Source organism: Paenibacillus sp. FSL E2-0201 (assembly GCF_037963325.1).
Taxonomy (GTDB): Bacteria; Bacillota; Bacilli; order Paenibacillales; family Paenibacillaceae; genus Paenibacillus_AQ.
Map to the genome: position 1 here is coordinate 5,565,869 of NZ_CP150154.1, position 25,915 is coordinate 5,591,783.

The following is a 25,915-nucleotide window of genomic DNA, read 5'->3' on the forward strand; positions in this document are numbered from 1 at the left end:
TCCGTTCTAGAAAAGTGCCGTATCGCGGTTCAGCTTACGGGCCAGACTGTTCGCTCCAATGACAAGAAAGAAGCCGATGACAGATTGATAGAAGTTCGCCGCCGAGGACATGCCTAGGTCATTGAGCTGGATCAAGCCCCGGTACACATAGGTGTCGATGACATCCGTTGTCGAACGCAGCGCACCGGAGTCGAGTGTAACGTGGTAGAACAGCCCGAAGTCCGAGCGAAAAATGCCGCCCAGGTTGAGAATAGTAAGAATGACCATGATCGGCGTGAGCAACGGCAGGGTAATCCGGGTGATCTGTTGCCACTTGCTGGCGCCGTCCATGACGGCGGCCTCGTACAGTTCCTCGCTGATACCCGTGATGGCGGCGAGATAGATGACGCTCCCTATACCGATGGAATGCCACATCTTGGTAGCCCATAGAATGTAGGGCCATGCATTAGGATGCATGTAAGCATTGACTGAGGAATAGCCGAACATCGGCAGAATATGCTTGACCAGGAAGCCATACTCCGGGTGCAGGAAGGCATAGACGATGAAGCTGACGACCACCATGGACAAGAAATTCGGCATAATCATAACGGTCTGGAAGAAACGGGAGGAAAGCTTGCTGCGGACCTCATTGATCGCAATCGCCAGGGAGACGGAGAGAATGAGGCCTGAGATAATAAAGACCACGTTGTAGGCAACGGTGTTGATGGTCACCCGCAGGGCATCGGAGGTAGCGAACAGGAAACGGAAGTTGTCTAGCCCCGCCCATGGACTGCCCATAATACCATCCACGTAGTTGATGTTCTTGAACGCAATGAATAATCCGAACATTGGGATGTAGCAATTGATGAAGAAGATAATGGAGGTGGGCAGCAGCATAAGCAGCAGCACCCGGTACTTCACGATATTGCGCAGCAGCCGGTCAATGCGGCCCATTGACTGCGTATAGGACGGCTTGGTTACAGCTTTCGTTGCAGGGTTTGTCATAGGTTCGAACCTCACTCTACTTAATCTGGATGGATTCATTATAGTAGAAGAACAGAAACGAATTCTCTCTTGCAAATGACCTTGTTTATTCAAAAGTGACTTCATGCTCCATATGGATATTTGGAGTTCTTTTCATAATTAATCACTCTTATTTCAAGAAATTCCAGCGCAAAAATACCCCTCCTTATGATACAGTAAACCGTATCATAAGGGGGGCGAAAACTATAACAGGAGCCGCCGAAACATACTCTCATCTAGAATTAAGCTCTTTTACTTCTATGATCTTTTTACTAAACTGATACTTTACAGTAACATTCTCAATAATCTCAGTATTCTGGTAGGCAAGAGACCCCTCAAATGCTAAAGTATCATTGTCTTTCCACACTATCTTATCTGCATAGCTATAATTTTCATGATCTGTGCGAATCCATGTATCTAATTTTTTTTGCACACCATATTTAACTCTTGCAGATTCTATTAATTCTGGACTTACCCTTCCCTCTTCAATATCATTAATTTGGACGAAATTACTTTTATTAGAGCATGTTAGTATTGCAACTAACTTATGATTTGGTGAAGGAATAATTTTTTTAACATACATTGATGGTGTTGAAAAACTTAGATACTCTTCAAGCACATTGTCTTTTATTCTCCAAATGACATTTTGACTTCCATAATCCGAATAATTATTAAACAACGTAAATATCATACTTCCGTCTGCTAATTTAACAATATAAGGGCTCTTATAACTTTTTGACAAAATATCGACGGCAAAAGCAGCCGCATCGGCGATTTTTTGATTCTCATTTTTTATAAATGGTTGAAGTTCTTTTAAAGCTTTTACTCTCAACTTTTGATCATTAAAGCTTTCTACCAGCCTATTAATAGCAATATATACATATTCATTATTATCACTTTTCAAAGCATGTAGAAATTTTTCGGCATCATATTTAGTAGCAGGCTCTAACTCCATATCTTCAGCTTTTAGGTAACGTATGTAAGGCTCAGAATTTTGATTTTTATAATATTCTGTTGCTAATAAAGCTGAAGCAGTTGAACTATACAGGATAAGACAGGCGACCAAAACAACCCACTTTTTAGAGATACCTTTTCTTCTTTTCTCTATTCCATTGTGCTTAGCCGCTTCAATTAAGTTCTCATCAATGAATCCGATCTCCTTAAATAAATCTTCTTTTTTCATAGGTTAACCCCCTCTTGATTTAGGTAAGCTCTAAGTTTTTTTCTTGTCCTAAATAATATAGATTTCACTTTGCTACTACTCATATTAAATCTCATGGAAAGCTCCTCTATCGAATACGAATACCAGTACCTTCCAATAAATATGTTTCTGGCTTGCTCATCTATGCCATATAAAAATTGATTTATTAAGCTCGCTATCTCACCTTCTTCATACTCTGTTTCTACCGTATCAGGGGAAGCTAAACATTCTTCTAGTTCAGTTAGAATGACTTCAAACTCACGATTACGCTTTTGCGCTTTATTATAACCATATTTATCAAGCGCAATATTACGGGTGATCCTCCCCAGAAATACCGGAAAATTTCTAGGCAGATTAGGCGGTATTGCATTCCATGCTGCTAAATATGTATCGTTCTCACACTCTTCAACATCAGACAAATTTGAAATAATGTTTCTTGCAATCACTCTGCAGTAAGCCCCATATTTTTTCTTAGTCTCTAAAATAGCTTGCTGTGAACGCTGTAGATATAAGTGAACTATTCCTTGGTCTTCCATCCGCTGTTCTCCTTTTCAACACTCTTATCTATATAGTAGAAAGTTCGTAGAAATGGTTGCACTTATACTAAATTTTTTTTCCAGCTCATAAACTGCAGGTAGTTTGATCATACAAAATATATAAGACAAAACCACTCCCGACAAAGGAGTGGTTTCTTTAAATAGATTTACTTTGTTCAGCTATCATCTTCGCTTACGCATCCCTGCATTTCACTGAGTAAATGTTATTTTTTCTTTACGGGTATCCATATTTCCCCTGTAACATTCACTGCCATACCATAATACATTTCGAAACTAGGACCATCAACCTGTTCGTATTCAGAGGTTGGAAACCATTCGGAGTATATGCGTTCCCACAGTTTTTGCAAATCACATTGCGGCTCCGGGAAAATAGCCCATGTTAATGCCTGGACAGAGAGCTTTGTAAATCTCTCTGGAATTTCAAGCCCCTTTGGTAAATTGTAACAAATCATATACTTGAAAGATTCTCCCGTGTGATCATATAAGGCAGCGTGCAATACAGTATCACCAAAACGTCCTAGTAATTCATTCATAAGATCAACACTACCATCATCATCACATTTTCCACGGAATTGAGGAACTTCAGAGAACGCTGTTTTCATGTCCAAATTTATTAGACCATATACTCCGAACATCTCAAAAGGCCCTCTTTGTTCAATTCGATAATTCATCTCGACATCTCCTTTTATAGAAATATGAAAGGACATCCGAGGATAGGCTTTTAGAGAAACGCCTTTATCGCGTGCAGATATCGGTATTATCCCATGAAGATTCTTAAACGCTCGCGCAAACGCTTCCGGCGAATCATACCCATATTTCATAGCTATATCAATAACCTTTGCATTTGTTGTCTGCAGCTCAAAAGCCGCCAATGTCAACCGTCGACGTCGAATGTACTCAGATAACGTTATTCCAGTAATAAACGGAAACATTCGTTGAAAATGATAAGTAGAACAACAGGCGATCTGCGCTATGTCATCATATGAGATTTTATCCGTTAGATTTGTTTCTATATATTCCATCGCGCTGTTCATCCTCTGCAACCAATCCATCGTATTCCCTCCCTTCGAGATAAATTTTAGTGTAGTTAACAAATGAAAGCCGTGCATTTACTGCACGAAAAAGTCAGTACAAAACTTACCTTTAGGTCATCTCTACAATCCAAAATGTTCTTTAACTAACTTAAATTGTTCCTCCACGCTCATACTTGGTATTCTTTCAACGGTTTTAATCCCTATAGCAGTACAGGCGTGCTTAATCTCATTAGAAAACTTAACCATAGATTTGTTTCCGTGCTTAATCGTTTCCTCTGGGTTTATCGTATAGGCGTTGATGCAGTCCAAAATCATCTTATGATCTTCTCTAAAGTAATATAATCGTTCTATCTCTTCGTCAGACGTATACAAACAAATCATTCTCTCTTCTGGTATAAAAGGTAATATACGTTCAGGCATTATGCCTAAATCAATAATTATTGGTTTGTCATTAGGCATTGTTAACAAGTCAATGATAAAGAAGTCCATCATCTCTTCGACGATTTGAAATAGCCATTGGCAGTGCTCATCTACGGGTTTATTGAACCACTTATTCCAATCCAAATCAGGATTAGGAAATTGAAGAGCAGGGTAATCAACAGGACTAGTGAAAGGTCTATATTTTAAGACATCATCACCTAATGTTTGAAAGCCTAGTTCCTCTACGAATTTTTTGGTCATAGTAGTCTTTCCGGCACAAGGTCCACCATTAAGCCAATAAACATGTTTTAATTGTTCCTTCAAATAATTATCATTTATCTTCATCCGATACACCCCATATGATTTGTGTAGTATCTTACTTTAACACGTCGGTTTCGGAGAGGTGGCGGATTCTTATCTTCCTATAACAGTGAAAACACATAGAAATGCTCCTTTCTTGGTACAAGTAGTTATATTCTATGAGTTGGGTTAAATTCCCTATCACTTTATCTTTAATATGATTTTTCCTTTTGCCCTTCCCGATTCGGAATACTCCATTGCTTTTTGAGCTTCTTCAAAAGAAAATATTTGATCAATTACAGGCTTTATTTTCCCTGCCTCTATAAACTCTGAAATGATCTCTAATTGTCTCCCGCTTGGTTTCATGAACAGGAAGTTGTATTTAACATGGTATTGCTTCTCTAATTTTGTTAGCTTACGGGTAACCAATCGAAAAAGACTCGTTTTTATAAAGCCAGACCCATATTCTTCTCCGAAGCGCGCATTGGGCAGCCCAGAAACCGATACAATTTGCCCGCCTGGTTTGACTATTTTAAAAGCCTTTTCTAATGTTTCTCCGCCAATCGTATCGAATACTCCATCATAATTTTGTAAAACCTCATCAAATTGTTCTGTTTTATAATTAATTATTTGATCGGCTCCAAGAGATTTGACCAGTTTAGCTCCGGCATCACTAGTAGTTGTAGCCACATAAAGCCCCATTGCTTTGGCAAGCTGGATAGCAAAGGTTCCAACGCCGCCCGAGCCAGCTTGAATCAATACTTTTTGCCCTGCCGACAGCTGTAATATATCATGTAATGTTTGATAGGATGTAAGCCCGACTAGTGGGATTGACGCCGCTTCCTCAAAGGAAAGGTTGTGAGGCTTTAAGGCTATATCGTCCTCATGTACGGATATATATTCAGCGAAGGTTCCAATTCTATTCTTTCTTGGCCGTCCGTATATTGCATCACCTATTTTGAATTTTGTTACTTTGTTTCCTACTTTGGTGACTATACCTGAAAAATCATTTCCTAAAACAAGCGGCATATCGTATTTCAACAGCATACGAGTTTTGCCATCGCGCACCTTGAAATCGATAGGATTAATACTCGCCGCATGGATTTCCGCCAATACATCATAATCACCCACTGAAGGCGTTGGAGTGTCTGCCAATAGAAGAGGACTTTTTCCGTATTTTTCAATGATCATCGCTTTCACAAGAATCCTCCTTTTCATTATCGAGATGCGAAGCATGTAATTGTTAGTCTACTTCGTCTGTATTTTCTAGTAATATTGTTCCATGAATTCATCCAGATGGTTTATAAGATTTTTTAACACTCCTAATTTTGTTCTAACATCCATAAAATAATAATTTTTAGCGCCTTCTTCCCGCACCATAATGATTCCAGCTTCTCTTAAGATCCTCAGATGATGTGAGACAGCAGGTCGTGAGAGATGAGTTTGTTCAGTAATCTCACCTACGCGTAGTCCGTTCGTACAAGTAGTCTCCATAAGTACAGTAATAATAGATTGCCGTGTCTCATTACCAATGGCCGAAAAGACCTTCTGGCATAATTTGAAATCTTCTTTGATGACTTCAACTTGTTGCTGTTTATTTATGATTCTCACCGCTTTCATCTCGTTCAATCGTTTAACTTAGCGAACCATTTGCTGACGAGTATGTCATAACAAGATATCCTCTGCAACCTTGGGAAAGAAAATCGAGATTACAAGGGAATTTTTTACATTATTCTCATCTTCCAATGGGCTTAGACAACTTGGAGGTTATCCAAATAGGAAAACACGACAGTAAAAGCAATCATAATGTTTTGCGGGATGCGGAGAATGGAATCATTTTTGATTGAAACTTTTCAAATCACCATAAACTCATTGAGTAGTATAAGAATTTCGTGCCGAATCACTAGAAAGGGACTGGAAAGTCACAGAGGGTAAGACCGTTGATTTTTATAAGAGAGAAATAGAAAATTTAAAGATAATCTTGAATAAATAAACCTAACATTATTAAAATACCAAATAGCAAGTACGACTGGCCCTTTCCGCCAAAACGGCAGAAAGGGCTTTTGCTTTCAGTAAGCAAAACTACCCCACCAGATACTACATTATTTTGTGAACCCAGAATGCTTACAAAAACCCGTGTGTGCTGATTTTACCCAAGCGGTGCAGTCCCCGGATATCTTAGGTTTTCTTTCGTTGTAACCTTCCAGCTACCTACCCGATCTAATATTTAAGTAACGTTACGAACATCCTAAGACTTTTAGTCAAGAAAGCAGGTAAATCTTTGCATATTAATCCTATTGTCGTCAAAGCCAAAGCTGGGGACCCAGAAGCATTCGTGCAGTTGATGCAGGAGATAGAGTTACCTTTATATAGAACTGCAAGGGCCATCGTCAACAAAGACGAAGATTGTGCAGATGCCCTGCAAGAGACGATGCTTAAAGCCTTTAAGTCCATCCATACACTCAGAGAGCCCGCTTTTTTCAAAACGTGGATCTTCCGGATTCTGATTAATGAATGCAACAAAATGATCAAAAACAACTCAAGAGCCCTCCCTTATGGAGAGCTTCCCGAAGTCCCTTCCATTTCCAAGGATTATGAGAAAATCGAATTATGGGATGCCGTTCAACATCTTGAGGAGAATCTACGGATTGTCATTCTCCTTCATTACCTACAGGACATGCCGATCAGTCAAATTTCCGACATTCTCGAAATTTCTAAGGTAGCCGTGAAGACCCGGCTGCATCGCGCCCGCAAAAAGCTAAAGCATTCATCTCAATTCAATCAAGAAATGGAGTTGCGACATGGTAAACACTAAGTTAGAAGAACAATTAAAGAACTGCCAAAGCCTACTTCCCGATGAGTTATCGGATATTGCCCGCTCCAAGCTGAATGAGACTTACCAAATCATCAGGGAAACCGATAATTCCATTTCCCCCGTTCAGAAAAAGAAAAATGTACCAGAAACTTTTAATAAATGGTGGATTTCCACTGCAGCCGCTGCAATTCTTGGAGTTACAGTCCTTGCTTCCGGCTTTGTATCGCCCGCAATGGCTGATGCACTCAAGCAAATTCCGGTTCTGGGACAAATCTATTCATTATGGGGCGAAAACAACGGAGATCCCGGTGTTCAACAAGCCGAGGATTTCATCACAAACGTAAACCTAAGCGTGACCCATGGCGATGTGACCATAAATATCCCAACGTTGTTATTTGACGGAACCCGAATTCTTATGAACATAACCACTCCTGGAAACCGTCTGGCTTCGGAGCCCAATTCGCCGCCTTCCGATGCCAATAAAGGGGCGGTGGATACGTTAGAGGTTCTCTATAAAGGCCAATCTCTGAACGCAGGTTACGAATTCATGGACGGTGAGACTGCTTCCAGCCTAATGGTTCAGGTTTTGAACACTTATTATGAGCCAAGCACAACAACACAGACTGTCCAGTTCCCTGATCAGTTTGACTTGACTGTAAATGTAACGTTAAAGGGTTACGATGTCCCGTTCGAATTCGTTCTGCCTGTTACAAAATCAACGCCCGTTACCGCACTAACTTCAGATGAGACCAAGCATCACGATAACATTAACTTGCAGATCAGTAAGGTAGAAATCACCCCAATCACAACGCAGGTATCCGTTGAGTACAAAACCAAACCGGGCCAGAGCATAGAAGAAATGCTCGCTTCTATCCCTTCGAAATACAAGGGTGCTAACGGAGGCATCATCGCTCTTCAGTTTGACATTGTGGATGAACATGGCGTTCAACTGAAGCCCATCGGTGCTCACCCCTTAAGCGAATCTTATAATGTTCGTTTTGAACCCTTCAAGACTATACCGAGTACCGTAACCATCAAACCGTACTTAGTCGTTTCCGAAGGTCAAGCCCCAGCTGGGACTAAAGGACGGTGGGAAGACAACAATATGGTCAAGGAATATATCCCTGAGCTGGAGACTGTACTTTCGGTGCAATAGTTCATTTGTAAAAAGGACACTACTCTCTAGGATGAAAAGGGGATGCAAACCTACAAAAGACGAAGCCAAATCTGGCTTCGTCTTTTGTAGGTTATTTAGCTGAAGCCAGCTTCGATATTTTCTCCGCACAGCTCATTTCCTTATCACTCTCAGACTTAGGCTTATAATCGGCCAGTTAGATTCATCCTTTGTGATAGTCATACGTTTGCCCACCTAAAAATGTGAATGACGTTCCCTATGATGTGATACGGAATCCGACGGATTGCTGCTGCAGCTTCCAGAGACGGCCGTACAATCCGCCTCGTAGTAGTAAAGCTTCATGCCGTCCCTGCTCCACCAGTCGGCCATCTTCCAGCACGATAATGTTGTCTGCACCACGTATGGTCTTCAGGCGATGGGCGATAACAATAACGGTTCTTCCCGTAATCAGTGCATCAATTCCCTTCTGGATTTCGGCTTCATTTTGCGGGTCAAGCGATGCAGTAGCTTCATCCAGCAATACGATTGGAGCGTTCTTGAGAATTGCGCGTGCAATGGAAATCCGCTGCTTTTCCCCTCCGGAAAGCGTACTGCCACCCTCTCCTACTGGCGTGTCATAACCAAGCGGCAATTTCATAATGAAATCATGGCAACGGGCCATTTCTGCTGCTTGTTGAATATCCTGCTGTGACGCGCCCGGCCGTCCAAAGGCAATGTTGTTTCCGATGGTATCTTGGAACAGGTACACATCCTGAAACACAACCGACACAGACCCTAACAAATGTTCTGGATCAATCTCTTTAATATTGCGTCCGCCTAGCAGAACACTTCCTTCGTCAGGATCATAGAAACGTGAGATCAAACGCAGCACTGTACTCTTTCCGCTGCCGGAGGGACCCACGATTGCAGTTAATGAGCCTTGCGGCATTTCTATGCTTAATTGTTTGAGAACTGGGTCACCTCCATAACTGAAGGTAACATTGTCAAAGCGGATGGTACTGCACTCGGGAAGCGAGGCTGTAGTACCCGTCATTACCGGCTGGCGAAGCAGGTCTACGATGCGTTCACCCGCTTGTTCGTTGTACCGGAATTCAGCATAGTTGGCGAGCGCCGTCGTCAGTGGATCATAGATGCGTGTGCCGACAATAAGGAATACCGCCAGCTGCAAAACACCGAGCTCCCCGCCTAACAATAGATGCACACCTACGTATACCATTAAGGTCAGACCCGCACGAAGAAGAGCCATAGCCGTTAGAATGACCGGTCCGAATATCCCTTCAAGCTTCACACTTTCCTTCATCAAAGTTCTAAAAGAGTTATCCAGACGAACAAATCGCTCTCCCGTCAGATTGTAGGCTTTCATCACCCGTATACCGTTTAAATATTCCTGCAGCCGGTTCGCAGCGTTCAATTTAGCCTTCATATGATCTGCTCCGAGTCTTCGCCGCAGTCTGCCCGATAAATACATGATCAAGAGGGCAATCGGCAGCGCTACGAACATGGAGATTGCCATCTGCCAGTCTAGGAACAGCAACCCCGCAAGTGCGAATATCGGCAGCACAAAAGCCCCTGCAAGCTGTGGCAGCAGATGAGAAATCCCTGTCTCCACCAATGTGAAATCGCCCATCATCATATTGGCCAGATCACCAGGGTCCCGGCGAGTCAGGTAACCTAGCGGAAGCTTTCGCAGATGCTCTGCTAATTCCGCCCGTCCCTGCGCCGCAACATTGTAAGCCCCGCGGTATGCCGAGCGGTATGCCGGAATTTCGCTCAGGAACATCAGTATCATGACAGCAGCTAGTCCCGCACAAATCCACCAAAGCCGTTCTATCTGAAGCTCTGCCCCCACCGTAATATAAGGAGCAAAAATTAACCGCACCGCCTCAATGACAAGCGCGAACGGAAGCACACTGACTAGATTGGCTAGCAAAGAAAAAAGCACAGGCTTTAGCAGCTGTTGAGGTTTACCTGCGGTAATATTATGCAATACCTTCATAGCTGATCCCCTCCCTTTTCCATATGCCAATCTCCAGTGTCACTGTAGGCATGCCACATTTGAGTGTAAAGTCCATTGAGATCAATCAAACGATCATGATCTCCGCGCTCCACGATTTCCCCGTCTCTCAGTACCAAAATTTGTGCAGCTTCACGAATAGAAGACAGGCGGTGGGCAATGACAATAACCGTCTTCCCGCGCATAAGCTCCGTTAGTGCCAGCTGCATATGATGCTCATTCTCCGGGTCGGCAAAAGCAGTCGCTTCATCGAGCACAAGTACCGGCGCATTTTTGAGGATGGCCCGGGCTACCGCAATACGCTGCTCTTCACCGCCGGAGAGATAGACACCACCTTCACCGATTAAAGTTTCGTACCCCTGCGGAAGCCGAGAGATGAACTCGTCGCATTGCGCAGCTCTGGCTGCAGCCTGAACTTCATCCAGCGTCGCTCCCGGTTTGCCAACGGCAATATTCTCATACAAAGTGTCATAGAACAGGAAGGTCTCCTGAAATACAAAGGCAACTGTATTCATCAGTTCATGAATCGCCATATGACGGATATCCACGCCACCGATACGAATCGCGCCCTCTTGCGGGTCCCAGAACCGCGGCACCAGGCTGGCCACCGTCGATTTCCCTGAACCTGACGGCCCAACCAGCGCTGTAACCTTCCCTTGTTCTGCCCGGAAGGAAACCTTACTGAGCGCAGCCGCAGCCCCCTCTTCTTCACTGTAGGAAAAGGTTACGTCCGTGAATTCAACGTCGAAAGCATACGGTGACAGCGGCATTGTTATCTCTGGTACAGGCTGCTGTGCCAAAAGACGATCCATCCGCTCTACACCTTCTCCGATATCCCGTGTGCTTGAAGCCAGCATAAGCAGCTTATAGAGCGGAGAGGATACGCCAGGTGCCATAATTAGAAAGAACAGCAGCACAAGCGCAAAGGACATGGAGTCCGGCTGGCCGCTTAGCATAAAGACACCCACCGGTAAAATAAAGGTAAACGAGGAAGCCAGCAATGTTTTGAACAGGATATACCCTGATTGATAACGGTCCGTAAACTCTAGACAATAATCACGGTATCTGGTCATATCACTGTAGAACTTACGGAAGGAATGCACCGTCTGCCCGAACACCTTCACCGCCGGCATCCCCCGTACATACTGCACCGCCGAAGCATTAATCTGCTCCAAAGAATCATGATACTGCTTCACGCTGGTTTTTCCCTTGCCGCTCATCATAAGTGCCGACTGTACAACCATTCCTATGAGGATCGGTAGAAGACAGGCAACAGCTAACGGCGGACTCAGCCAGAACATTGCCACAATCATCAGCACCGTAGACGCCAGCGCACTGACCAGATCAGGGAGCTGATGCGCTACGAAATTTTCCACCTTGTCGACCTTCTGTTCCAGCGTCTTCTTCACTGCGCCGGTTGAAGTTCCGTTCAGGAAACCAAGCGGCAGTCTGCCCAAATGTTCGGTCATTCGCACACGCAGATTATACTGAATACGAAAAGCCGCAATATGCGAGCACATAATACCGCAATACGAGGTCACCAGACCTCCAATCAATCCGCCGAGTGCAATCCATCCCCAGCGAATCATGGCATCACCATCGACCTGTCCAGGAGACGCGGCATGCCGCAGTAGCTCAGCCAATATGAAATAAACAGATAAAAACGGTACCAGCATTAGTACGGCGCTGACAGATGACAATACGCCAGACAGGATCAGCAGGCCCCGCTTCTCTCCGGCAATCTCTAGCAGTCTCGACATGCCAGTTTTGGTTTTACTCACAGCTGTTCCCCCACTCTTGATAATTACGCACAAAAAAAGTGCACTGAGAATGATTCTCTGTGCACTAGTGTATAAGAATGCTGTTCACGGTTGCTACCGCTTCTGGGATTATAACTAATCAAATCAGGAGCATCTGTTTTCGATACGCGCTTACATCCAAGTTCCTACAGAACGCTGTCTGCTGCTAATCAAATATTCTCCGGGACGCACACCGAACTTTTTGCGAAAGGCTGCTGAGAAATGGCTGACATTCCCGTATCCAACCCTGGAAGCTGCTTCACTTACAGTCATATTCCCTTGTTCCAGCAGCTGCTGCGCCCTTTGCATCCGTTGTTCGATAACATAGGCATGGACGGTATAACCGAACATTTCCTTAAAACCCTTTTTCAATTTGAACTCATTGAGGCAAATGATGCGAGAGAGGCCAGCCAGCGTCGGTGGATGTAAATAATCACGCTGGAGAATTTCTTTGGCTAGTCGCAGGCTCTCCATATCATCTTTAGACAGCTTAACCGAACCTGGAATCCGCTCCGCTTCATATAAAGATTCATTGAGATAGACCGCCATCAGCTCCAGCATTTTTCCCTCCAGATAGAGTTCCCGCATACCCTGACCATAGGAACAATCCGCAATTTGCGACAGAATGAGCCGGATAGATGGCGTGATACCACTTTTACCAAAAAACAAACCCGTTCCTCCTCCGGCTCGGAGCCGTGTATCCTCAGTCAATCCACTGGTCATCCGCTCAAATTGTGCCGGACTCATATCTATACTTAGGAATCGGTAGCCTGCTCCGCTAAGGTACGTGCAATTCTCACTTCTTACTCCCCCGTGAAGCAGCGCACTTTCTCCTGTATCTATGGCAAAATAGTCCTGCTTCAGCGAGGTTCCCCATTCAATTCCATGGCCCATGCAGAATACAAGCTCCGTACGTGGTGTTCTAAACTCGCCCTTCGCTTCAATATCACGGTTAAATCGGAGATCAAAATCCGTCATCTGAAGATACCCATGCGTAAGCAGGCTCCGGCAGCTGCCTTCCCCTAGTTCGACCGGTGGTTTTATCTCAAAGTGGCTCCCATCCAGCTGGTAAGTAAAATTAAACCCTTCGCATATAAGCGTCTTATGGGCATCAATTGTTTCTGCTGCATTCAGACCATCGCTACGCTCCATGCTCATCCCTGCTTCCCCGTACTTTGGATTCATTATATATGTATTGAGAATGATTATCAATTGAATGTTCTTTTAGCAAATACGCATACACAACAAAAAACTTCCCCCCTAAAAGTGAAGAAGTCTTAAACGCATCACTTCTGAAGACATGGCCAGCTATATTTTCAGCTCCCCAAGCTTGATTAGCTCGACAACCGCTTGTGAACGGTCTTTAACGCTTTATTGTTCACCAATTTAATTTGCTAATTCCTCCAATCGTTCAATTAGCATTGGAATCGCTACTTCAACCCAAAACTCCAGAGAAACATACCCACTGGACATACCACCGTGACTATATTTCTCACAATAGATTTGTTTGTCTAAATCATCTAAGTTACCTCCTGTTAATTCCTCAAACGCGTATTTGAATCTCTGTGCAAACGCCTCACCTGTACATGGATAAGTCACTTCTTGAAAGTAATTCTCTAGCTCATCCCAAAGATATGGATCCCCTCTTAATCCCCAACTATTTGGCCGCTCATTAAAAATAACTGATACTGTCTTTAGCATTACCAGCACCCGCTTTCGAAGTGGTCAACTATAACTGAACTACTGTATCATTTTTAACCGCCAATTGTTCCAAATCTAATTATAATATCCCTGACTACAATTAGGTGATTTCACAGCTGGCCAAGACTTAAACTATTTATAAATTCAATGAATATAGGGAGAAGATATATATGATTATTTTTTCGGAAAATTCAAAAATACCAGATAAATATGCAGACTTTTTAAAAAAGATTGCAACTTTCTATGGAGAAGAAGAAAATTTCAAGGATATTGTAAACGACACTATGGAAATCTTAAGACTATCGTTTAAAGATGATATTTCTGATTCAGAATTGTTAAAGCGCGCAAGCCTTAACGGTATCATTAATGATCTGGATGTTTTTATGGAAATGGTAAGTGACAATCCTGATAAAACTAAAATAAAAACAGTTTATATGGATGAACTTAATGCTTTGTATTACACGATAAATGACATTTTCAGAACACTATGAGGAAATTACACCTCTAATTCAATTCAATACAATACAGGAGTTTCCGCGCCCAACCGGAGAATAACCAGTTAATCCCTTTTCATGTTGACTGGCCGAGCTTTCCTTGACGTGACAGAAGACCGCAGAACAGCTCATAACCATGCAAGAAAGGGATTTGGCAAAGTCCGTAAATACACATCATCAACAAAAAGCCTTCCCTCACCCCTAGAGGTGGAGAAGGCTTAAGCGCGTCACTTCCGAAGACATGGCCAGCTATATTTTCAGCTCCCCAAGCTATTGCATTGGGCTTAATCCGTAATCTTCACATTTCCAAACACGGCCTTATTCCTCGAATCATCCCCCGGATTGCTAAGCGCTATGCCAATATACACCTTTCGATTCATCGGGATCTGAGCAGTTCCGACCGTTTGCCAGCTATTCCCGTTCGTCGAAATAGCCCCTTTGAAGGTATTTCCGCTTCTGGTCAGCTTTAGCCATCTTGGAGCCGAGGCAGCCGCAGTATGGTCGACCATATTGCCCGCTGTCTCTGCACGATACTGGAAGGTTGCCCCATTCTCAGGGGTAAGCATCATATCCGCGTGCTTCGAATTATGCCCCAGCGACTCGCGAATCATAATACCGGCCTTAGCCCAACCGTCCAATCGGCTAGTGGACTGTACTTTTACAATAATCTCCGCATTGCCACTCACGGATTTGTATATATAATTCAGTTGATCACCACTTCCCCAAATATCCGTAGAGGTGCTGCTGAGTGTAAATTGCTTATTGGATGAATTGTAGGTAACGTTCCCCGGCATGGAACCGATATTCCGAGCCTTCCATCCTACTGGTAATTGAGCCGGATAGTCTTGTTCTACCGGAGGCGTCCAGCCCGGCGTCGGCCAGGTTTCACGTTCCTTAATATTGGCCAACTCATCTTCTGGCCAGGCCCCGTAGGCAAAGAACGACAGGCGCTTCACATCCGGATAATTCTCGCGGATTCCCTTGTAAATCTCCTGATATTGATCATCAGTCCAGTCATTATCCAGTGTGGCTACAATCTCCACGTCACTGCCACTGATCCGGTCGCTCGTATCCTTCAGAATGCCGTAGGAAGTGCTGTATACCCAATCACTATTGAACTCCCAGTCATCAAAGTACGCCATCGGTGCGACAAAGTCGATATCATCCTTGAATTTGGCTACATTCTGTCCAACCTCTGTAAATTCCGGCGGCAAAATATACACACCGAGCTGCACATCCGGATTTGAGGATGCAGAAATATCCTCACGGATATCGCCTACATACTGTCCAATTTGTTCAGTTCTCCATTCATTCCACTGCTCACGCTGAGGGGAATCTGTATCGAAGTTAATGCTGAGCGGGGAATAGCCGAACTGCGCCTGATACTTCGCAACCGTATAATCACTGACGTCCATGTTGTAATTGTCGAAACGAATCCAGTCTAGCACAACACCGTCAACAGCATAATTCTCGATCACTTCCTGAATGATGGAACGCTCATACTGCTGCACTTCGTGGTGAATCGGATTGACGAAGTATTCATTGCCGTTAGAACCTGTGAAAGGAGTCTGAACCCCGTTAACCAGCGCTTGCATCTGCCATTCATCGTGAGCAAGGAAGGCTTGCTGATCATGGAACTGAGGAATCCAGGCATGAACCTTGATTCCTGCAGCATGGGCTGCTGTAATGACAGCCTGCAGGGCATCGAAATTCTCGTAGCCTTGCGCGATCGGAGCGATATCGCTCTGATAAAATACACTTCCAGACGGAACCTCATCATCTTCATCCTGCTTCACGTTCATGCTGATGACATCGACACCGTAGCTTGTGGACAGCTGGATGAAATTATGGACATCCGCCGTATTCTTAAACTGGTTTACGGTCCGTACAATCACTTCCGTTTCAAAAGGGGGATTACTCTCCACATCGGCCTTAGCCGGCACGGAACCACCTGCTATCGAAGAAACCAATACGAAGCTTAACATTGCTATGAATTTCGACCTCAGCGCAAATGCCATAATATCGCCTCCACAAGTATAAGATTTTATAAAAGTCTTATTTCGTCGCGTTGATTTTCTTGACATTCTCCTGCCATTTTTCGGTTCTGAACTCAAGCAGCTTATTCAGGCCCGCTTTTTGGGTGTTCTTTTTGGCTGTCTCCAGTGCCGACAATACCTCTTCATCCGACTTCGCCTGAACCATTTGTGCGTAAGCAAGGGTATAAATATCCCCTACATTCTGTGCGATGATGCCGATCTCCGTATCTGGAAGCGGATCGGTATTCACAAATTCCGTAATGTCCAGCGCGGTTTTCCAGGTGACCGTGGACTGCGCCACTGTCTCCCATGATTTCTGGTTCGCAGAAAGCAGCGCCTCGAGGCTCATTTTTGCCGTATCAATAAAGGTCGTATTTCCTGCCCAGTTAAAGTCCTCGAATTTTCTCATCGTTTCCGTACGCTCGTTAGCAGGAGTCGTCTTGTATTTCTCGTTCGGAATTGGTGCTCCGTCTGCGCCCTCCTCATCCCAGTACAAGCCTTTAGGACCGAAGAAAAGCACCTTCTGTCCCTCTGGACCCGTAATCCAGTCAAAGTAAGCGAAGATGGCCTCCGGATCCTTGGCCTTTTTCGTAATGACATTGACGTTCCAACCCAGTGTCTCGAAACCGCTTACAAACACTTGTGTTTTGTCTAGTCCGGCTTTATGAATCGGCCATATAATTTCATAACCGCTGTCCGGATTGTTCGCAGTCAGTGCACGGTGTCCCTCGGCTCCATACGTAGTGATATTGGATTCGACCATGACCGCTACCCGGCTGGTATTGACCTTTTCTTTGACCGCATCTTGGGTTTGTTGCAGTGCATCCTGCGTAATCAGCCGTTCACGATACAGCTTATTGATATACAGCACCATCTCCTCGTAGGCAGGATCGTCCAAGATAGATGACAGCTTGTCGCCTTCCGGATATCCCATGAGTGAAATGAACTTACTGGTGGAGTTCTCCTTAAAACCGCCATACATAATTTCCAGACCTGCCCCCTTCTCGCCAACCTCCAGAGGTACAACATCCGGATACTTCTCTTGCACCAAGCGTAAATATTGATACAAATCATCAAAGGTCTCCAGCGTCGGTCTGCCGAGCTCATTATAAATATCTTTATTTACCATCCATCCGCCGTTGCCGAATTGCCCGGATGTATACCAGTTGGGGATTTGATAGATTTTTCCGTCATCTGAACGGAGCAAATTCAGGGTGGATTCCTTCACATATTTCTTGAAGTTCGGATACTTGTCATAGTAATCATCCAGCGCAACAAGTTGCCCTGCCTGCACCAGCCGTTCCACTGAGGATCCCCGGTCAGTAAAAATGACATCCGGTAAATCACCACCGACGATCATCGTGTTGAGTTTTTCTCCGGCCGCACCTCCCGATTGAATCGGTTCAACAGTAACCTTACGGTTCTCCTGAATCCATTTTGTCGCCTCATTATCCCCCCAGGGTGATGTCGTAAGCCAGTCGTAATTTCCATAGAAGCTGAAGGTGACGGGCTTAATCCCGCTGCCGTCATCAGTGGCGACCTCGGTATTCAGATTTTTCTCGCTTGTGTTTGGTGAAGTGTTAGAATTCCCCCCTCCGCTACAGGCAGCGAGAAGAAGCACCAGCGAAGTCAGCAGAAGCGATACCCATTTCATACGATTGCCCATTCTTTTCCCTTCTTTCTACATAATATGGAGACTGCTGCTATTCTTTCAATGAACCGATCATTACGCCCTTAACAAAGTACTTTTGGAGAAAAGGGTACGTCAGGATAATCGGAATAGTAGCGATCATCATCGTAGCCATGGTCAGTGACTTCGTAGTAATCGTCCGATTTCGGTTCATATGATCCAGCGCGATGGCATTCGATGAACCAATTTGGGTCATAATGTTGGAGTTCATAACCTGCCGCAGCAGAGTCTGTATGGGAAGCAGTTCGTCCTTCGTAATATAGATCGCTCCCGTAAACCAGTCGTTCCAGTAACCAACCGCAGTAAATAAAGCAATCGTGGCCAGCACCGGGCCGGAGACGGGAATAACGATTCGGAAGAAAATGCCGTAGTTACTGCAACCGTCGATTTTGGCCGATTCCTCAAGCCCCTCAGGCAAAGCGTTGAAGAAGGTGCGGATGACAATCATGTTCCAGACGCTGATGATGCCGGGGATAATCAGAACCCAAAAGGTGTCCAGCATACCCAAAGAGCGAACTAGTAAATAACTAGGGATGAGCCCTCCACTGAAGAACATCGTAATCATGAAGAACACCATATATTGTTTTCGAAAAAGCAATGTTTTCTTGGACATTCCGTAAGCTAACAGGGCCGTGAAGAAGACGGACAATGCCGTGCCGCTCAATGTTCTAAGAATGGTGATCAGAAAAGAATTCAGCAGGCGATGATCCTGAAACACAATATAATAATTTTCCAGGGTAAATGCTCTCGGCAACAAGGTTACACCGCCGAGCGCCGTATCGCTCCCTAGATTAAAGGAAATGACCAGCGCGTTCCAAAATGGGTACAGCATAAGTAGCGCCAGCAGCGTCAAAAGGATATAAATAGTCCGCTGCATGATTTTGTCGCCCAGGCTTAGTCTCATTGTTCACCTCTCCTAAAAGGTTTATGGAGCATTACTTACAGTCGATACATCCCAATAAAACTTGCATCGGAAGCATTCGCTATGAGTAGTAGTACCTACCAGAGACTAACATCTGCCCGGCGCGCGATTTTGTTGGCCATCACCAGCAGAATGACACTGATGACTGCTTTAAATAGTCCTACCGCTGTCGCATAAGAGAATCTGGCATTCAAAATCCCAACACGGTACACATAGGTGTCGATAACATCGGAGTAGGGTCGCAGAATTGGATTGGTTGCCAGCAGCAAAATATCCTCGAAGCCCGCACTGAGCAGACTGCCGATAGCAAGAATCATAAAGATGATGATAATGGGGGTAATGCTGGGGAGTGTAATTAAGTGAATTTGCTTAAAACGGCTTGCTCCGTCTATAGAAGCGGCCTCATATAGGGTCGGATCAATGCCTGCAATTGCAGCCAGATAAACAATGCTCCCAAATCCGACCTCCTTCCATACATTTACACCTACTAGAATGGACCAGAAGTATTTGGGTAACGCCAGGAAGTTAACCGGCTCCCCGACTAGATTGAATCGCTCCAGCACATAGTTCACCGTTCCGTTGTCAACGGATAACAGCGAAAATACAAAACCAGATACAATAACCCAGGACAAAAAATAAGGTAAATAGCTGACGGTCTGGATAACGCGTTTAAAGCCCATATTCCCGATCTCATTCAGCATCAGTGCAAGAAGAATCGGGGCAGGAAAAGAGATAATCAATTTAAGCAAGCTGATCACAATGGTATTTCGCATCACATTCCAGAACTCCGGTGCCTCGAAGAACATTCTGAAATGCATAAATCCAACCCAGGGACTCTTCATAATGCCGCCAAAAATATCGTATTGCTGGAATGCCATAACCACACCATACATCGGAATGTAGCTAAAAATGAATACAAAGATAATTCCCGGCCAAACCATGGACTGCAAATCCAATTGACTGGTGAATTTCTTCCATCTACTTGGTTTCTCGGCCGTGTTCATCCGTTTTTCCTCCTCTGGACGATTCTAGTGAAACAACGGCAAAAACGCTTTGTTCTTCTCTAGCATTTCATCCAGCAGTTGTTCTGCTACGGTGACCGAAGGCACGAGCGGATGATGTACCATAGCCTGCAGGGCCATATCCCTGTCTCCGTGCACAGCCGCCTCGATGGTGAGGCTCTCGTATTGCTTGACCGCGGCTAGCAGGCCTTTGATGGACTGAGGAATTTTGCGCATCGGAATCGGCAGCGGACCTTGTCTAGTTACCAAACAGTTCACCTCAATGGAGGCATCGTCCGGCAAGAAGTCAATCATTCCGTTATTCCTTACATTCAACGTCTGTATATCGCGGGAATCATTATAAATGGAGCGCATTAGCAGCACTGCTGCTTCCGAGTAATAGGCTCCGCCGCGCTGCTCCAGCTGCTTTGGCTTCTCCTTCAGCTCTACGTTCCGGTACAGCTCAAACAGCTCCTCCTCCACCTTCTTCACTACCTCAGCGCGCGACCCGGTCGTTACTGCTGCTTCCTTCTGTTCCGCAAGCATCGTGTCCGTCAGATAGTAATAGCTCAGGTAATAAGAGGGGATGGCTTTCAAAGCATTCAGAAACCGGTGGTTCCAGGAATCAAACGGCACATTGCTAGCCTTGTAGCTCTGAGGGTAATCAATGAGCTCCTGCAGCTTGCTCTCACCGTCAATCACGACATCGGATACCCAATGCAGATGGTTTATGCCGACAAACTCCGCGTAGATCTTCTCCATAGGAAGTCCGAAGAACTCGGAGAGCCACTTTTGAAAACCGATAGGCGAGTTGCAGAGGCCTACGCTTTTTACGGATGAATGTTTGTGAACAGCTTCAGTCACCATACCGGCCGGATTCGTAAAATTCAGCAACCAGGCATCCGGAGCCAGCTCCTCAATGTCCTTGCAAATATCCAGAATGACCGGAATAGTCCGTAGTCCTTTCATCATCCCTCCGGGACCCGTCGTCTCCTGACCGATGACATTGTATTGAAGCGGAATTAATTCGTCCCATTTTCGCGCTTCCAGCATGCCCACCCGGATTTGGGTACAGATAAAGTCTGCTCCGGCGATGGCCTCCCTGCGCTCAAGCGTCTGGGCCACGGTAATCGGCAACCCGGACTCAGCAATCATGCGCTTGCTCAGTTCCGCAATCGTATGTAGCTTCTCACTTCCCGCCTCAATATCCACCAGCCATATTTCGCGGACCGGAAGCTCTTTGTAATGCAAGATGATGCCTTCAATAAGCTCAGGCGTATATGATGAACCCGCTCCGATAACAACGAGCTTCAAAGAATCCTTCATAATAATAGCCCCTCCTTACCCAGTGATAGACGACCAAGAACCTCCTGATTTACACGCATACCGCTGCTTTCCATCGCCAGAACGACCGAGCCTACAACCGGCTCCCGGGTTAGAATCCTTAGAGTGCCGTTTGGAGCCAAATGCTTCACTCTCTGTTCAATGGCCCGCCGGATGATGCCTGAGCGATCTCCCTTGGTCAATAGGCTGCCTGCAAGTACGATGTCAAAGGAATCTTCCTCCATAGCCAAATGGCGGATTGTCGATGCCGCTGCCAAACCCAGCTCATCCCCTTGCTTGGTCAGCAGTCCGATGGCAACCTGGTCTCCTTCATCTGCCGCTTGAAACAGCAGCTCAGCAATATGGGGAGGCAAGTCTCTGGAATGATCCAGGTGATCCTCTCTTAACTCCGAAACACTGGAATAGCCCAACAAATGAATTAAACGTTCGCTTAAGACAGTCTCTTTCTCTCTTCCTTCATCCGCCCGAAGAACGCTACGGAATACCTCAATACTTAGATCATAGCCTCCGCCGTAATCACCGAACCGGTAACCAAATCCACCACATTGGTACGTAACACCTCGCTGATTTTTACCGGCGCAGTTCACTCCCGAGCCGCAGATCAGCACGACCCCATAATTACTCTCTGTACCTGATCGCAAGGCAATCCAGGTATCGCAGGAAATCTCAGTTCGGGGAAGGCCAAGTCTGCTGATGATTGGTCGTAAAATTTGAAAATCGGATTCTCTGTCCGCTCCAGCCAGACCGAACCAGGAATACTCCAACTGATCCTTTGTCAGCCCTGACGCCATAATCGCTCCCGATACGGCCTGTTGCAAACTATTCTCCGCCTGTTCACGATTATTTTGATGATTTCCGTTCTCTCCCCTGCCTACACCGATGACCGCTCCCAGTTCATTTGCAATCATTGCGTAGGTTTTGCTGCCCCCTGCATCGACTCCCAAAAAGTACTTCACAATTCGTTTCACTCCTAATATTTAGGATAACCTTACAGATGCGGTAGATTCACGCACGAGAAGCTGAGGAGCGAGCTTCGTTACAATAGCTGGCATCACCTCCCCATTAATTAATTTCATCAGCAAATCAACACCAATGCTGCCCATTTGCGCCTCAGGCTGTCTGACTGTCGTCAATCGGGGATAAAATTCACCTACGAACTGCTGATCATCAAAACCAACCACTGAGATATCCTGAGGTACCAGAATTCCCTCCTCACGCAGGGCTTGAACAACACCTAGAGCAATAAAATCGTCTCCAGAAAAAATGGCTGTGGGCAGCTTATCTTCACGAATCCATCTCTTAGCTACCTCATAACCGCTACTTACCGTAAATCCGCAATATTCCGTACCAAAAGGCGTTAGCCCCGCTTCACCCAGCGCCTGTACATAACCCCGCTTACGCTCCGCTACACTCAGGAACACCGAAGGGCCACCGATGTAGGCAATCTGGGTGTGTCCAAGATCAATCAAGTGTTTGGTAGCTTCATACCCCCCTTGATAGTTATCGACGACAACACTGGGAACATCCTCATGCTGGAGCTGGTTATCCAGCAAGACAAACGGAATGTTTTTTCTTTTCAGCTCATCCACATATTCTTTTTCCTCAATCGGAGACAACAGGATAATCCCGTCAACGCGGTCCTTCTGAAACAGGAAGTTAACACCTTCATCCTCATTCTCGGCTATGGACAAGGCCAAGAAGTAACCCTGTTCTGCCAGCTTCCGGTTCACCACGCGAATCACGCGGTCATAGAAAGAATCGTTAAAGTTGGTAATCGACATACCAATGACTCCCGTTTTGCCCCTCACAAGACTTCGCGCTGCTGAATTAGGCTGATAATTCAATTCCTCCATTGCTTCGAGCACTTTCTGTCTATTAGCTTCACGTACAGATGGTAAATTGTTAAGCACCCTGGATACGGTCACTACAGAAAGTCCCGACTTTTTGGCTACATCATGTATATTCATCTAAGCTTCTATGCCTCCAAGTTCAATAGTTTAAACGTTATAACTTTTAGGGAAAATAAAAAAGATTAACTCAACTCGTCACAACTACGTCCTGACTGAGAATCGAACATTGAATGTCAGTTCCCCCTTTATAGAAAGTATTAGAACTTTTCCAAAAGTATAAAGGTTTTAACTTTAACATGATTTTACAACCATTCCCAATATCCGTCAATCCATAAACTGCAGCCAAAATTAATATTCCGGACACTACAAAAAACCTTCCCTCACCCCTAGAGGTGGAGAAGGCTTAAACGCGTCACTTCCGAAGACATGGCCAGCTATATTTTCAGCTCCCCAAGCTTGATCAGCTCGACAACCGCTTGTGAACGGCCTTTAACGTTTAGTTTTTGCATTACATTGGAGATGTGGTTCCGAACTGTTTTTTCGCTGATAAATAATAAACCAGCGATATCACGAGTCGTTTTGTCCTGCACGAGAAGCTCGAAAACTTCGCGCTCACGATGAGTCAACAGAAATTTGCTGTGGTGTTCGTTCCCCTTCAATGGTGTCACCCCTCCTTGCCCTGGGTTTGTTTGGTATAACAAGGTAAAGGGATACAGTCAAAACATATTATGTATTGATGAAGTTAATGGTGCTGTCATAACTACAAAATGGGCTTAACCATCCGGGGCTTATTACATGGCTTTAGTGAGGGCTTTCACCTGCAAAACGTTGAAATTTCCTTGGATAAAATCATCTCCTTACAGGGCAAACTACAACTTGTTGTTTCTTATTAAAGGAGGTGTAAATATGAGTAACTCGAAAAATAATCAACCTACTAAAGCAGAGGTACAAACTACGAAATTAAACAAATTGCCACTAGTGGGTAAGTTTGAACCGGAATTCTCTGCTGAGGAAGCCGCAGAAGTATTCAAAAATCACCCCTCTGCGGAACATGAATCCCATAATGAACAATAAATTAAAGACGACACAGAATGGGGCTGTCGATAAGTAGCTTTTTTCTATAAGTGAGACGGTCCGGTTAATTATAAAAATCGTAAACAACACAGAGCAGCGATTCTGCCATTATTGGAGGAATCGCTGTTTTGTGTTGTTGGTCGTTAACTGCCCGCTTCAACAGTGTATTCATCTTCTCCTTCTGAGGGTTACAGAAAGGACCCCGATGGCGTTATTAGTAAATTCATTGCCTTTTTAGCAGAGTTTCGGACCCCAGTGCAGCTATTCCTACTAAGGAAGCGGTCAATGTTGGGTGACTTTTAAGCCAATGGCGAGTATGAGGTCCGTTAGCGATCCAAACTCAAAATATGCTGCATTTAAGAGCAGATGTGTCCAATAGCAGTTGCTTACGCGCAAATAAATGATCAAATCAAAGGAAGTGTTAACTTGCTAATACCCGGATGTAATTAGATATATTTCTACAAACTCAACTCCCAGTCCCGGGAGTTTTTTTGTCTTGCAAAATATAACTATGAAATACATCACAATTTTATATTGACAGTAAATGTATACGGACTTATGATAAATCCAGCATAAATGATAACGATTATCATTCACATATAAAAAAGGGGTGCTTCATTCAATGAAATTCACATATGCCGTGCCTGCAGGTCTAATTGCAGCCTCCATACTATTTACCGGGTGTACCAGCAACAACGATAACAGTAATAGCAACACAAGCAACAATAACTCTACAAATGCCGCTGCTAACAGTACCGTAGCAACGAATACATCTGATACTTCTGCAGCAACCACTGCCGACTTTACATCAGCGGTTGAGCAATATCGTACATACGTCATCGAGCAATGTGATGAATTTGTAAAGCAAACAGAAAATTTCACAAACGCAGTTAAAGAAGCAAAGATTGAGGATGCGAAGGCACTTTATGCGCCGGCCCGCATGTATTACGAGCGAATTGAGCCGATTGCAGAAGCACTTGGTGATTTGGATCCGAATATTGATGCCCGCGAGAATGACGTAGATGCTGCTGAATGGCGCGGCTTCCACAAGCTTGAGAAAGCGCTCTGGCAGGACAATACAACTAAAGATATGACCGAGGTTGCTGACCAATTATTGAAAGATGCCCAGCTTCTGCGTGCAAAAGTAGAGACCGTAGAGATCGATGCTAATCTGCTCGTTACTGGTGCTGTAGAACTGCTTAATGAGGTTTCTTCTTCCAAAGTAACAGGTGAGGAAGAACGTTACTCCCACACAGATCTTTATGATTTCGTAGCTAATGTTGAAGGCGCCCAAAAGATATACGAGCTGTTAAAGCCAGAACTGGCGAAAAAAGACGCTGAGCTGGAAAAAACGATTGGTGAACGGTTTGCAGCTTTGCAAGCTGAGCTTGCTCCTTTCAAATCTGGAGATGGATATGTTTCCTATGAAGAGCTGAAAGAAGAAGATGTGCGTAAATTGAGTCAAAATTTGGATGCCTTGGCTGAGCCATTGTCCAACATGGGAACTATTCTAGGAGTGTGACCAT

The 25,915-nt window shown here is 44.7% G+C and carries 24 protein-coding genes; 5 read left to right on the plus strand and 19 right to left on the minus strand.

The genetic code is table 11. From position 1 onward, the window contains the following. Positions 1 to 6 precede the first annotated feature (6 nt). The 7 genes from NSU15_RS25050 to NSU15_RS25080 form a co-directional block, all read right to left on the minus strand. Positions 7 to 984, minus strand: coding sequence for an ABC transporter permease subunit (locus NSU15_RS25050; RefSeq protein WP_231573912.1), 978 nt, complete (start codon positions 982 to 984; stop codon positions 7 to 9). 250 nt (positions 985 to 1,234) lie between these two features. Further along, positions 1,235 to 2,185 (minus strand): hypothetical protein, encoded by a 951-nt coding sequence (locus NSU15_RS25055; protein ID WP_339287931.1) that lies wholly within the window; start codon positions 2,183 to 2,185, stop codon positions 1,235 to 1,237. Beyond that, complete coding sequence (locus tag NSU15_RS25060) at positions 2,182 to 2,739, minus strand: sigma-70 family RNA polymerase sigma factor (protein ID WP_339287932.1); 558 nt, start codon at positions 2,737 to 2,739, stop codon at positions 2,182 to 2,184. Before NSU15_RS25060 ends, NSU15_RS25055 begins: the two co-directional genes overlap by 4 nt. Positions 2,740 to 2,963: 224 nt before the next feature. Then, positions 2,964 to 3,812 carry a helix-turn-helix domain-containing protein gene (locus tag NSU15_RS25065; RefSeq protein ID WP_339287933.1) on the minus strand — a complete coding sequence of 283 codons (849 nt, stop codon included), beginning with the start codon at positions 3,810 to 3,812 and terminating at the stop codon, positions 2,964 to 2,966. 102 nt (positions 3,813 to 3,914) lie between these two features. Beyond that, positions 3,915 to 4,559 (minus strand): hypothetical protein, encoded by a 645-nt coding sequence (locus NSU15_RS25070; protein WP_339287934.1) that lies wholly within the window; start codon positions 4,557 to 4,559, stop codon positions 3,915 to 3,917. A gap of 156 nt (positions 4,560 to 4,715) precedes the next feature. Next, on the minus strand, positions 4,716 to 5,714 hold the full coding sequence (locus NSU15_RS25075) for an NADP-dependent oxidoreductase (RefSeq protein WP_339287935.1): 999 nt from the start codon (positions 5,712 to 5,714) through the stop codon (positions 4,716 to 4,718). A gap of 66 nt (positions 5,715 to 5,780) precedes the next feature. Continuing rightward, positions 5,781 to 6,125, minus strand: coding sequence for a metalloregulator ArsR/SmtB family transcription factor (locus NSU15_RS25080; RefSeq protein ID WP_339287936.1), 345 nt, complete (start codon positions 6,123 to 6,125; stop codon positions 5,781 to 5,783). A 670-nt stretch (positions 6,126 to 6,795) separates the two neighbouring features. On the opposite strand from NSU15_RS25080, the gene NSU15_RS25085 reads away from it, so the two are divergent. Next, the gene (locus NSU15_RS25085) at positions 6,796 to 7,329 is read left to right on the plus strand and encodes a sigma-70 family RNA polymerase sigma factor (RefSeq protein WP_339287937.1); all 534 of its coding nucleotides are present in this window, start codon (positions 6,796 to 6,798) and stop codon (positions 7,327 to 7,329) included. Further along, complete coding sequence (locus tag NSU15_RS25090; protein WP_339287938.1) at positions 7,316 to 8,485, plus strand: DUF4179 domain-containing protein; 1,170 nt, start codon at positions 7,316 to 7,318, stop codon at positions 8,483 to 8,485. The genes NSU15_RS25085 and NSU15_RS25090 overlap by 14 nt, the downstream gene beginning before the upstream one ends. A gap of 235 nt (positions 8,486 to 8,720) precedes the next feature. On the opposite strand, the gene NSU15_RS25095 is transcribed toward NSU15_RS25090, so the two are convergent. The 4 genes from NSU15_RS25095 to NSU15_RS25110 form a co-directional block, all read right to left on the minus strand. Next, positions 8,721 to 10,460: an ABC transporter ATP-binding protein gene (locus NSU15_RS25095; RefSeq protein WP_339287940.1), complete on the minus strand. Its 1,740-nt coding sequence runs from the start codon at positions 10,458 to 10,460 to the stop codon at positions 8,721 to 8,723. Continuing rightward, positions 10,457 to 12,238 carry an ABC transporter ATP-binding protein gene (locus NSU15_RS25100; RefSeq protein ID WP_339291460.1) on the minus strand — a complete coding sequence of 594 codons (1,782 nt, stop codon included), beginning with the start codon at positions 12,236 to 12,238 and terminating at the stop codon, positions 10,457 to 10,459. The genes NSU15_RS25095 and NSU15_RS25100 overlap by 4 nt, the downstream gene beginning before the upstream one ends. A gap of 171 nt (positions 12,239 to 12,409) precedes the next feature. Continuing rightward, a complete protein-coding gene (locus NSU15_RS25105) occupies positions 12,410 to 13,462 on the minus strand; it encodes an AraC family transcriptional regulator (protein WP_339287941.1) in 1,053 nt (350 codons plus the stop codon). A 201-nt stretch (positions 13,463 to 13,663) separates the two neighbouring features. Further along, positions 13,664 to 13,978: a hypothetical protein gene (locus NSU15_RS25110; RefSeq protein ID WP_339287942.1), complete on the minus strand. Its 315-nt coding sequence runs from the start codon at positions 13,976 to 13,978 to the stop codon at positions 13,664 to 13,666. Positions 13,979 to 14,148: 170 nt separating this feature from the next. On the opposite strand from NSU15_RS25110, the gene NSU15_RS25115 reads away from it, so the two are divergent. Further along, positions 14,149 to 14,469 (plus strand): hypothetical protein, encoded by a 321-nt coding sequence (locus NSU15_RS25115; protein ID WP_339287944.1) that lies wholly within the window; start codon positions 14,149 to 14,151, stop codon positions 14,467 to 14,469. A 287-nt stretch (positions 14,470 to 14,756) separates the two neighbouring features. On the opposite strand, the gene NSU15_RS25120 is transcribed toward NSU15_RS25115, so the two are convergent. The 8 genes from NSU15_RS25120 to NSU15_RS25155 all read right to left on the minus strand — a co-directional run bounded on the left by NSU15_RS25120 (position 14,757) and on the right by NSU15_RS25155 (position 23,974). After that, positions 14,757 to 16,490: a family 10 glycosylhydrolase gene (locus NSU15_RS25120; RefSeq protein WP_339287946.1), complete on the minus strand. Its 1,734-nt coding sequence runs from the start codon at positions 16,488 to 16,490 to the stop codon at positions 14,757 to 14,759. Between the two features lie 37 nt (positions 16,491 to 16,527). Then, positions 16,528 to 18,174: an extracellular solute-binding protein gene (locus NSU15_RS25125; RefSeq protein ID WP_339287947.1), complete on the minus strand. Its 1,647-nt coding sequence runs from the start codon at positions 18,172 to 18,174 to the stop codon at positions 16,528 to 16,530. Between the two features lie 37 nt (positions 18,175 to 18,211). Continuing rightward, entirely contained in the window at positions 18,212 to 19,102 is an 891-nt protein-coding gene (locus NSU15_RS25130; RefSeq protein WP_042130810.1) for a carbohydrate ABC transporter permease, read from the minus strand. Between the two features lie 95 nt (positions 19,103 to 19,197). Then, on the minus strand, positions 19,198 to 20,124 hold the full coding sequence (locus tag NSU15_RS25135; protein WP_339287949.1) for an ABC transporter permease subunit: 927 nt from the start codon (positions 20,122 to 20,124) through the stop codon (positions 19,198 to 19,200). A 24-nt stretch (positions 20,125 to 20,148) separates the two neighbouring features. Then, the gene (locus tag NSU15_RS25140; RefSeq protein ID WP_339287950.1) at positions 20,149 to 21,447 is read right to left on the minus strand and encodes a 6-phospho-beta-glucosidase; all 1,299 of its coding nucleotides are present in this window, start codon (positions 21,445 to 21,447) and stop codon (positions 20,149 to 20,151) included. Further along, complete coding sequence (locus NSU15_RS25145) at positions 21,444 to 22,421, minus strand: BadF/BadG/BcrA/BcrD ATPase family protein (protein WP_339287951.1); 978 nt, start codon at positions 22,419 to 22,421, stop codon at positions 21,444 to 21,446. Before NSU15_RS25145 ends, NSU15_RS25140 begins: the two co-directional genes overlap by 4 nt. Before the next feature lie 21 nt (positions 22,422 to 22,442). Further along, positions 22,443 to 23,432, minus strand: coding sequence for a LacI family DNA-binding transcriptional regulator (locus NSU15_RS25150; RefSeq protein WP_339287952.1), 990 nt, complete (start codon positions 23,430 to 23,432; stop codon positions 22,443 to 22,445). Positions 23,433 to 23,749: 317 nt separating this feature from the next. Then, positions 23,750 to 23,974, minus strand: coding sequence for a LuxR C-terminal-related transcriptional regulator (locus tag NSU15_RS25155; RefSeq protein ID WP_019908812.1), 225 nt, complete (start codon positions 23,972 to 23,974; stop codon positions 23,750 to 23,752). 247 nt (positions 23,975 to 24,221) lie between these two features. Here NSU15_RS25155 and NSU15_RS25160 point away from each other — a divergent pair, with 247 nt between their 5' ends. Then, positions 24,222 to 24,389, plus strand: coding sequence for a hypothetical protein (locus NSU15_RS25160; protein WP_167348515.1), 168 nt, complete (start codon positions 24,222 to 24,224; stop codon positions 24,387 to 24,389). A 622-nt stretch (positions 24,390 to 25,011) separates the two neighbouring features. Next, positions 25,012 to 25,911 carry an iron uptake system protein EfeO gene (gene efeO, locus NSU15_RS25165; RefSeq protein WP_339287954.1) on the plus strand — a complete coding sequence of 300 codons (900 nt, stop codon included), beginning with the start codon at positions 25,012 to 25,014 and terminating at the stop codon, positions 25,909 to 25,911. The last annotated feature ends 4 nt before the right edge of the window (positions 25,912 to 25,915 follow it).

Bases quoted from the DNA above. Each gene is read 5' to 3' on its own strand.
- NSU15_RS25050 (WP_231573912.1), bottom strand. From the start codon at position 984: ATGACAAACCCTGCAACGAAAGCTGTAACCAAGCCGTCCTATACGCAG.
- NSU15_RS25060 (WP_339287932.1), bottom strand. From the start codon at position 2,739: ATGGAAGACCAAGGAATAGTTCACTTATATCTACAGCGTTCACAGCAA.
- NSU15_RS25135 (WP_339287949.1), bottom strand. From the start codon at position 20,124: ATGAACACGGCCGAGAAACCAAGTAGATGGAAGAAATTCACCAGTCAA.
- NSU15_RS25095 (WP_339287940.1), bottom strand. From the start codon at position 10,460: ATGAAGGTATTGCATAATATTACCGCAGGTAAACCTCAACAGCTGCTA.
- NSU15_RS25140 (WP_339287950.1), bottom strand. From the start codon at position 21,447: ATGAAGGATTCTTTGAAGCTCGTTGTTATCGGAGCGGGTTCATCATAT.
- NSU15_RS25070 (WP_339287934.1), bottom strand. From the start codon at position 4,559: ATGAAGATAAATGATAATTATTTGAAGGAACAATTAAAACATGTTTAT.
- NSU15_RS25160 (WP_167348515.1), top strand. From the start codon at position 24,222: ATGAGTAACTCGAAAAATAATCAACCTACTAAAGCAGAGGTACAAACT.
- NSU15_RS25090 (WP_339287938.1), top strand. From the start codon at position 7,316: ATGGTAAACACTAAGTTAGAAGAACAATTAAAGAACTGCCAAAGCCTA.
- NSU15_RS25065 (WP_339287933.1), bottom strand. From the start codon at position 3,812: ATGGATTGGTTGCAGAGGATGAACAGCGCGATGGAATATATAGAAACA.
- NSU15_RS25055 (WP_339287931.1), bottom strand. From the start codon at position 2,185: ATGAAAAAAGAAGATTTATTTAAGGAGATCGGATTCATTGATGAGAAC.
- NSU15_RS25125 (WP_339287947.1), bottom strand. From the start codon at position 18,174: ATGGGCAATCGTATGAAATGGGTATCGCTTCTGCTGACTTCGCTGGTG.
- NSU15_RS25120 (WP_339287946.1), bottom strand. From the start codon at position 16,490: ATGGCATTTGCGCTGAGGTCGAAATTCATAGCAATGTTAAGCTTCGTA.
- NSU15_RS25105 (WP_339287941.1), bottom strand. From the start codon at position 13,462: ATGAATCCAAAGTACGGGGAAGCAGGGATGAGCATGGAGCGTAGCGAT.
- NSU15_RS25115 (WP_339287944.1), top strand. From the start codon at position 14,149: ATGATTATTTTTTCGGAAAATTCAAAAATACCAGATAAATATGCAGAC.
- NSU15_RS25110 (WP_339287942.1), bottom strand. From the start codon at position 13,978: ATGCTAAAGACAGTATCAGTTATTTTTAATGAGCGGCCAAATAGTTGG.
- efeO (WP_339287954.1), top strand. From the start codon at position 25,012: ATGAAATTCACATATGCCGTGCCTGCAGGTCTAATTGCAGCCTCCATA.
- NSU15_RS25150 (WP_339287952.1), bottom strand. From the start codon at position 23,432: ATGAATATACATGATGTAGCCAAAAAGTCGGGACTTTCTGTAGTGACC.
- NSU15_RS25130 (WP_042130810.1), bottom strand. From the start codon at position 19,102: ATGAGACTAAGCCTGGGCGACAAAATCATGCAGCGGACTATTTATATC.
- NSU15_RS25100 (WP_339291460.1), bottom strand. From the start codon at position 12,238: ATGTCGAGACTGCTAGAGATTGCCGGAGAGAAGCGGGGCCTGCTGATC.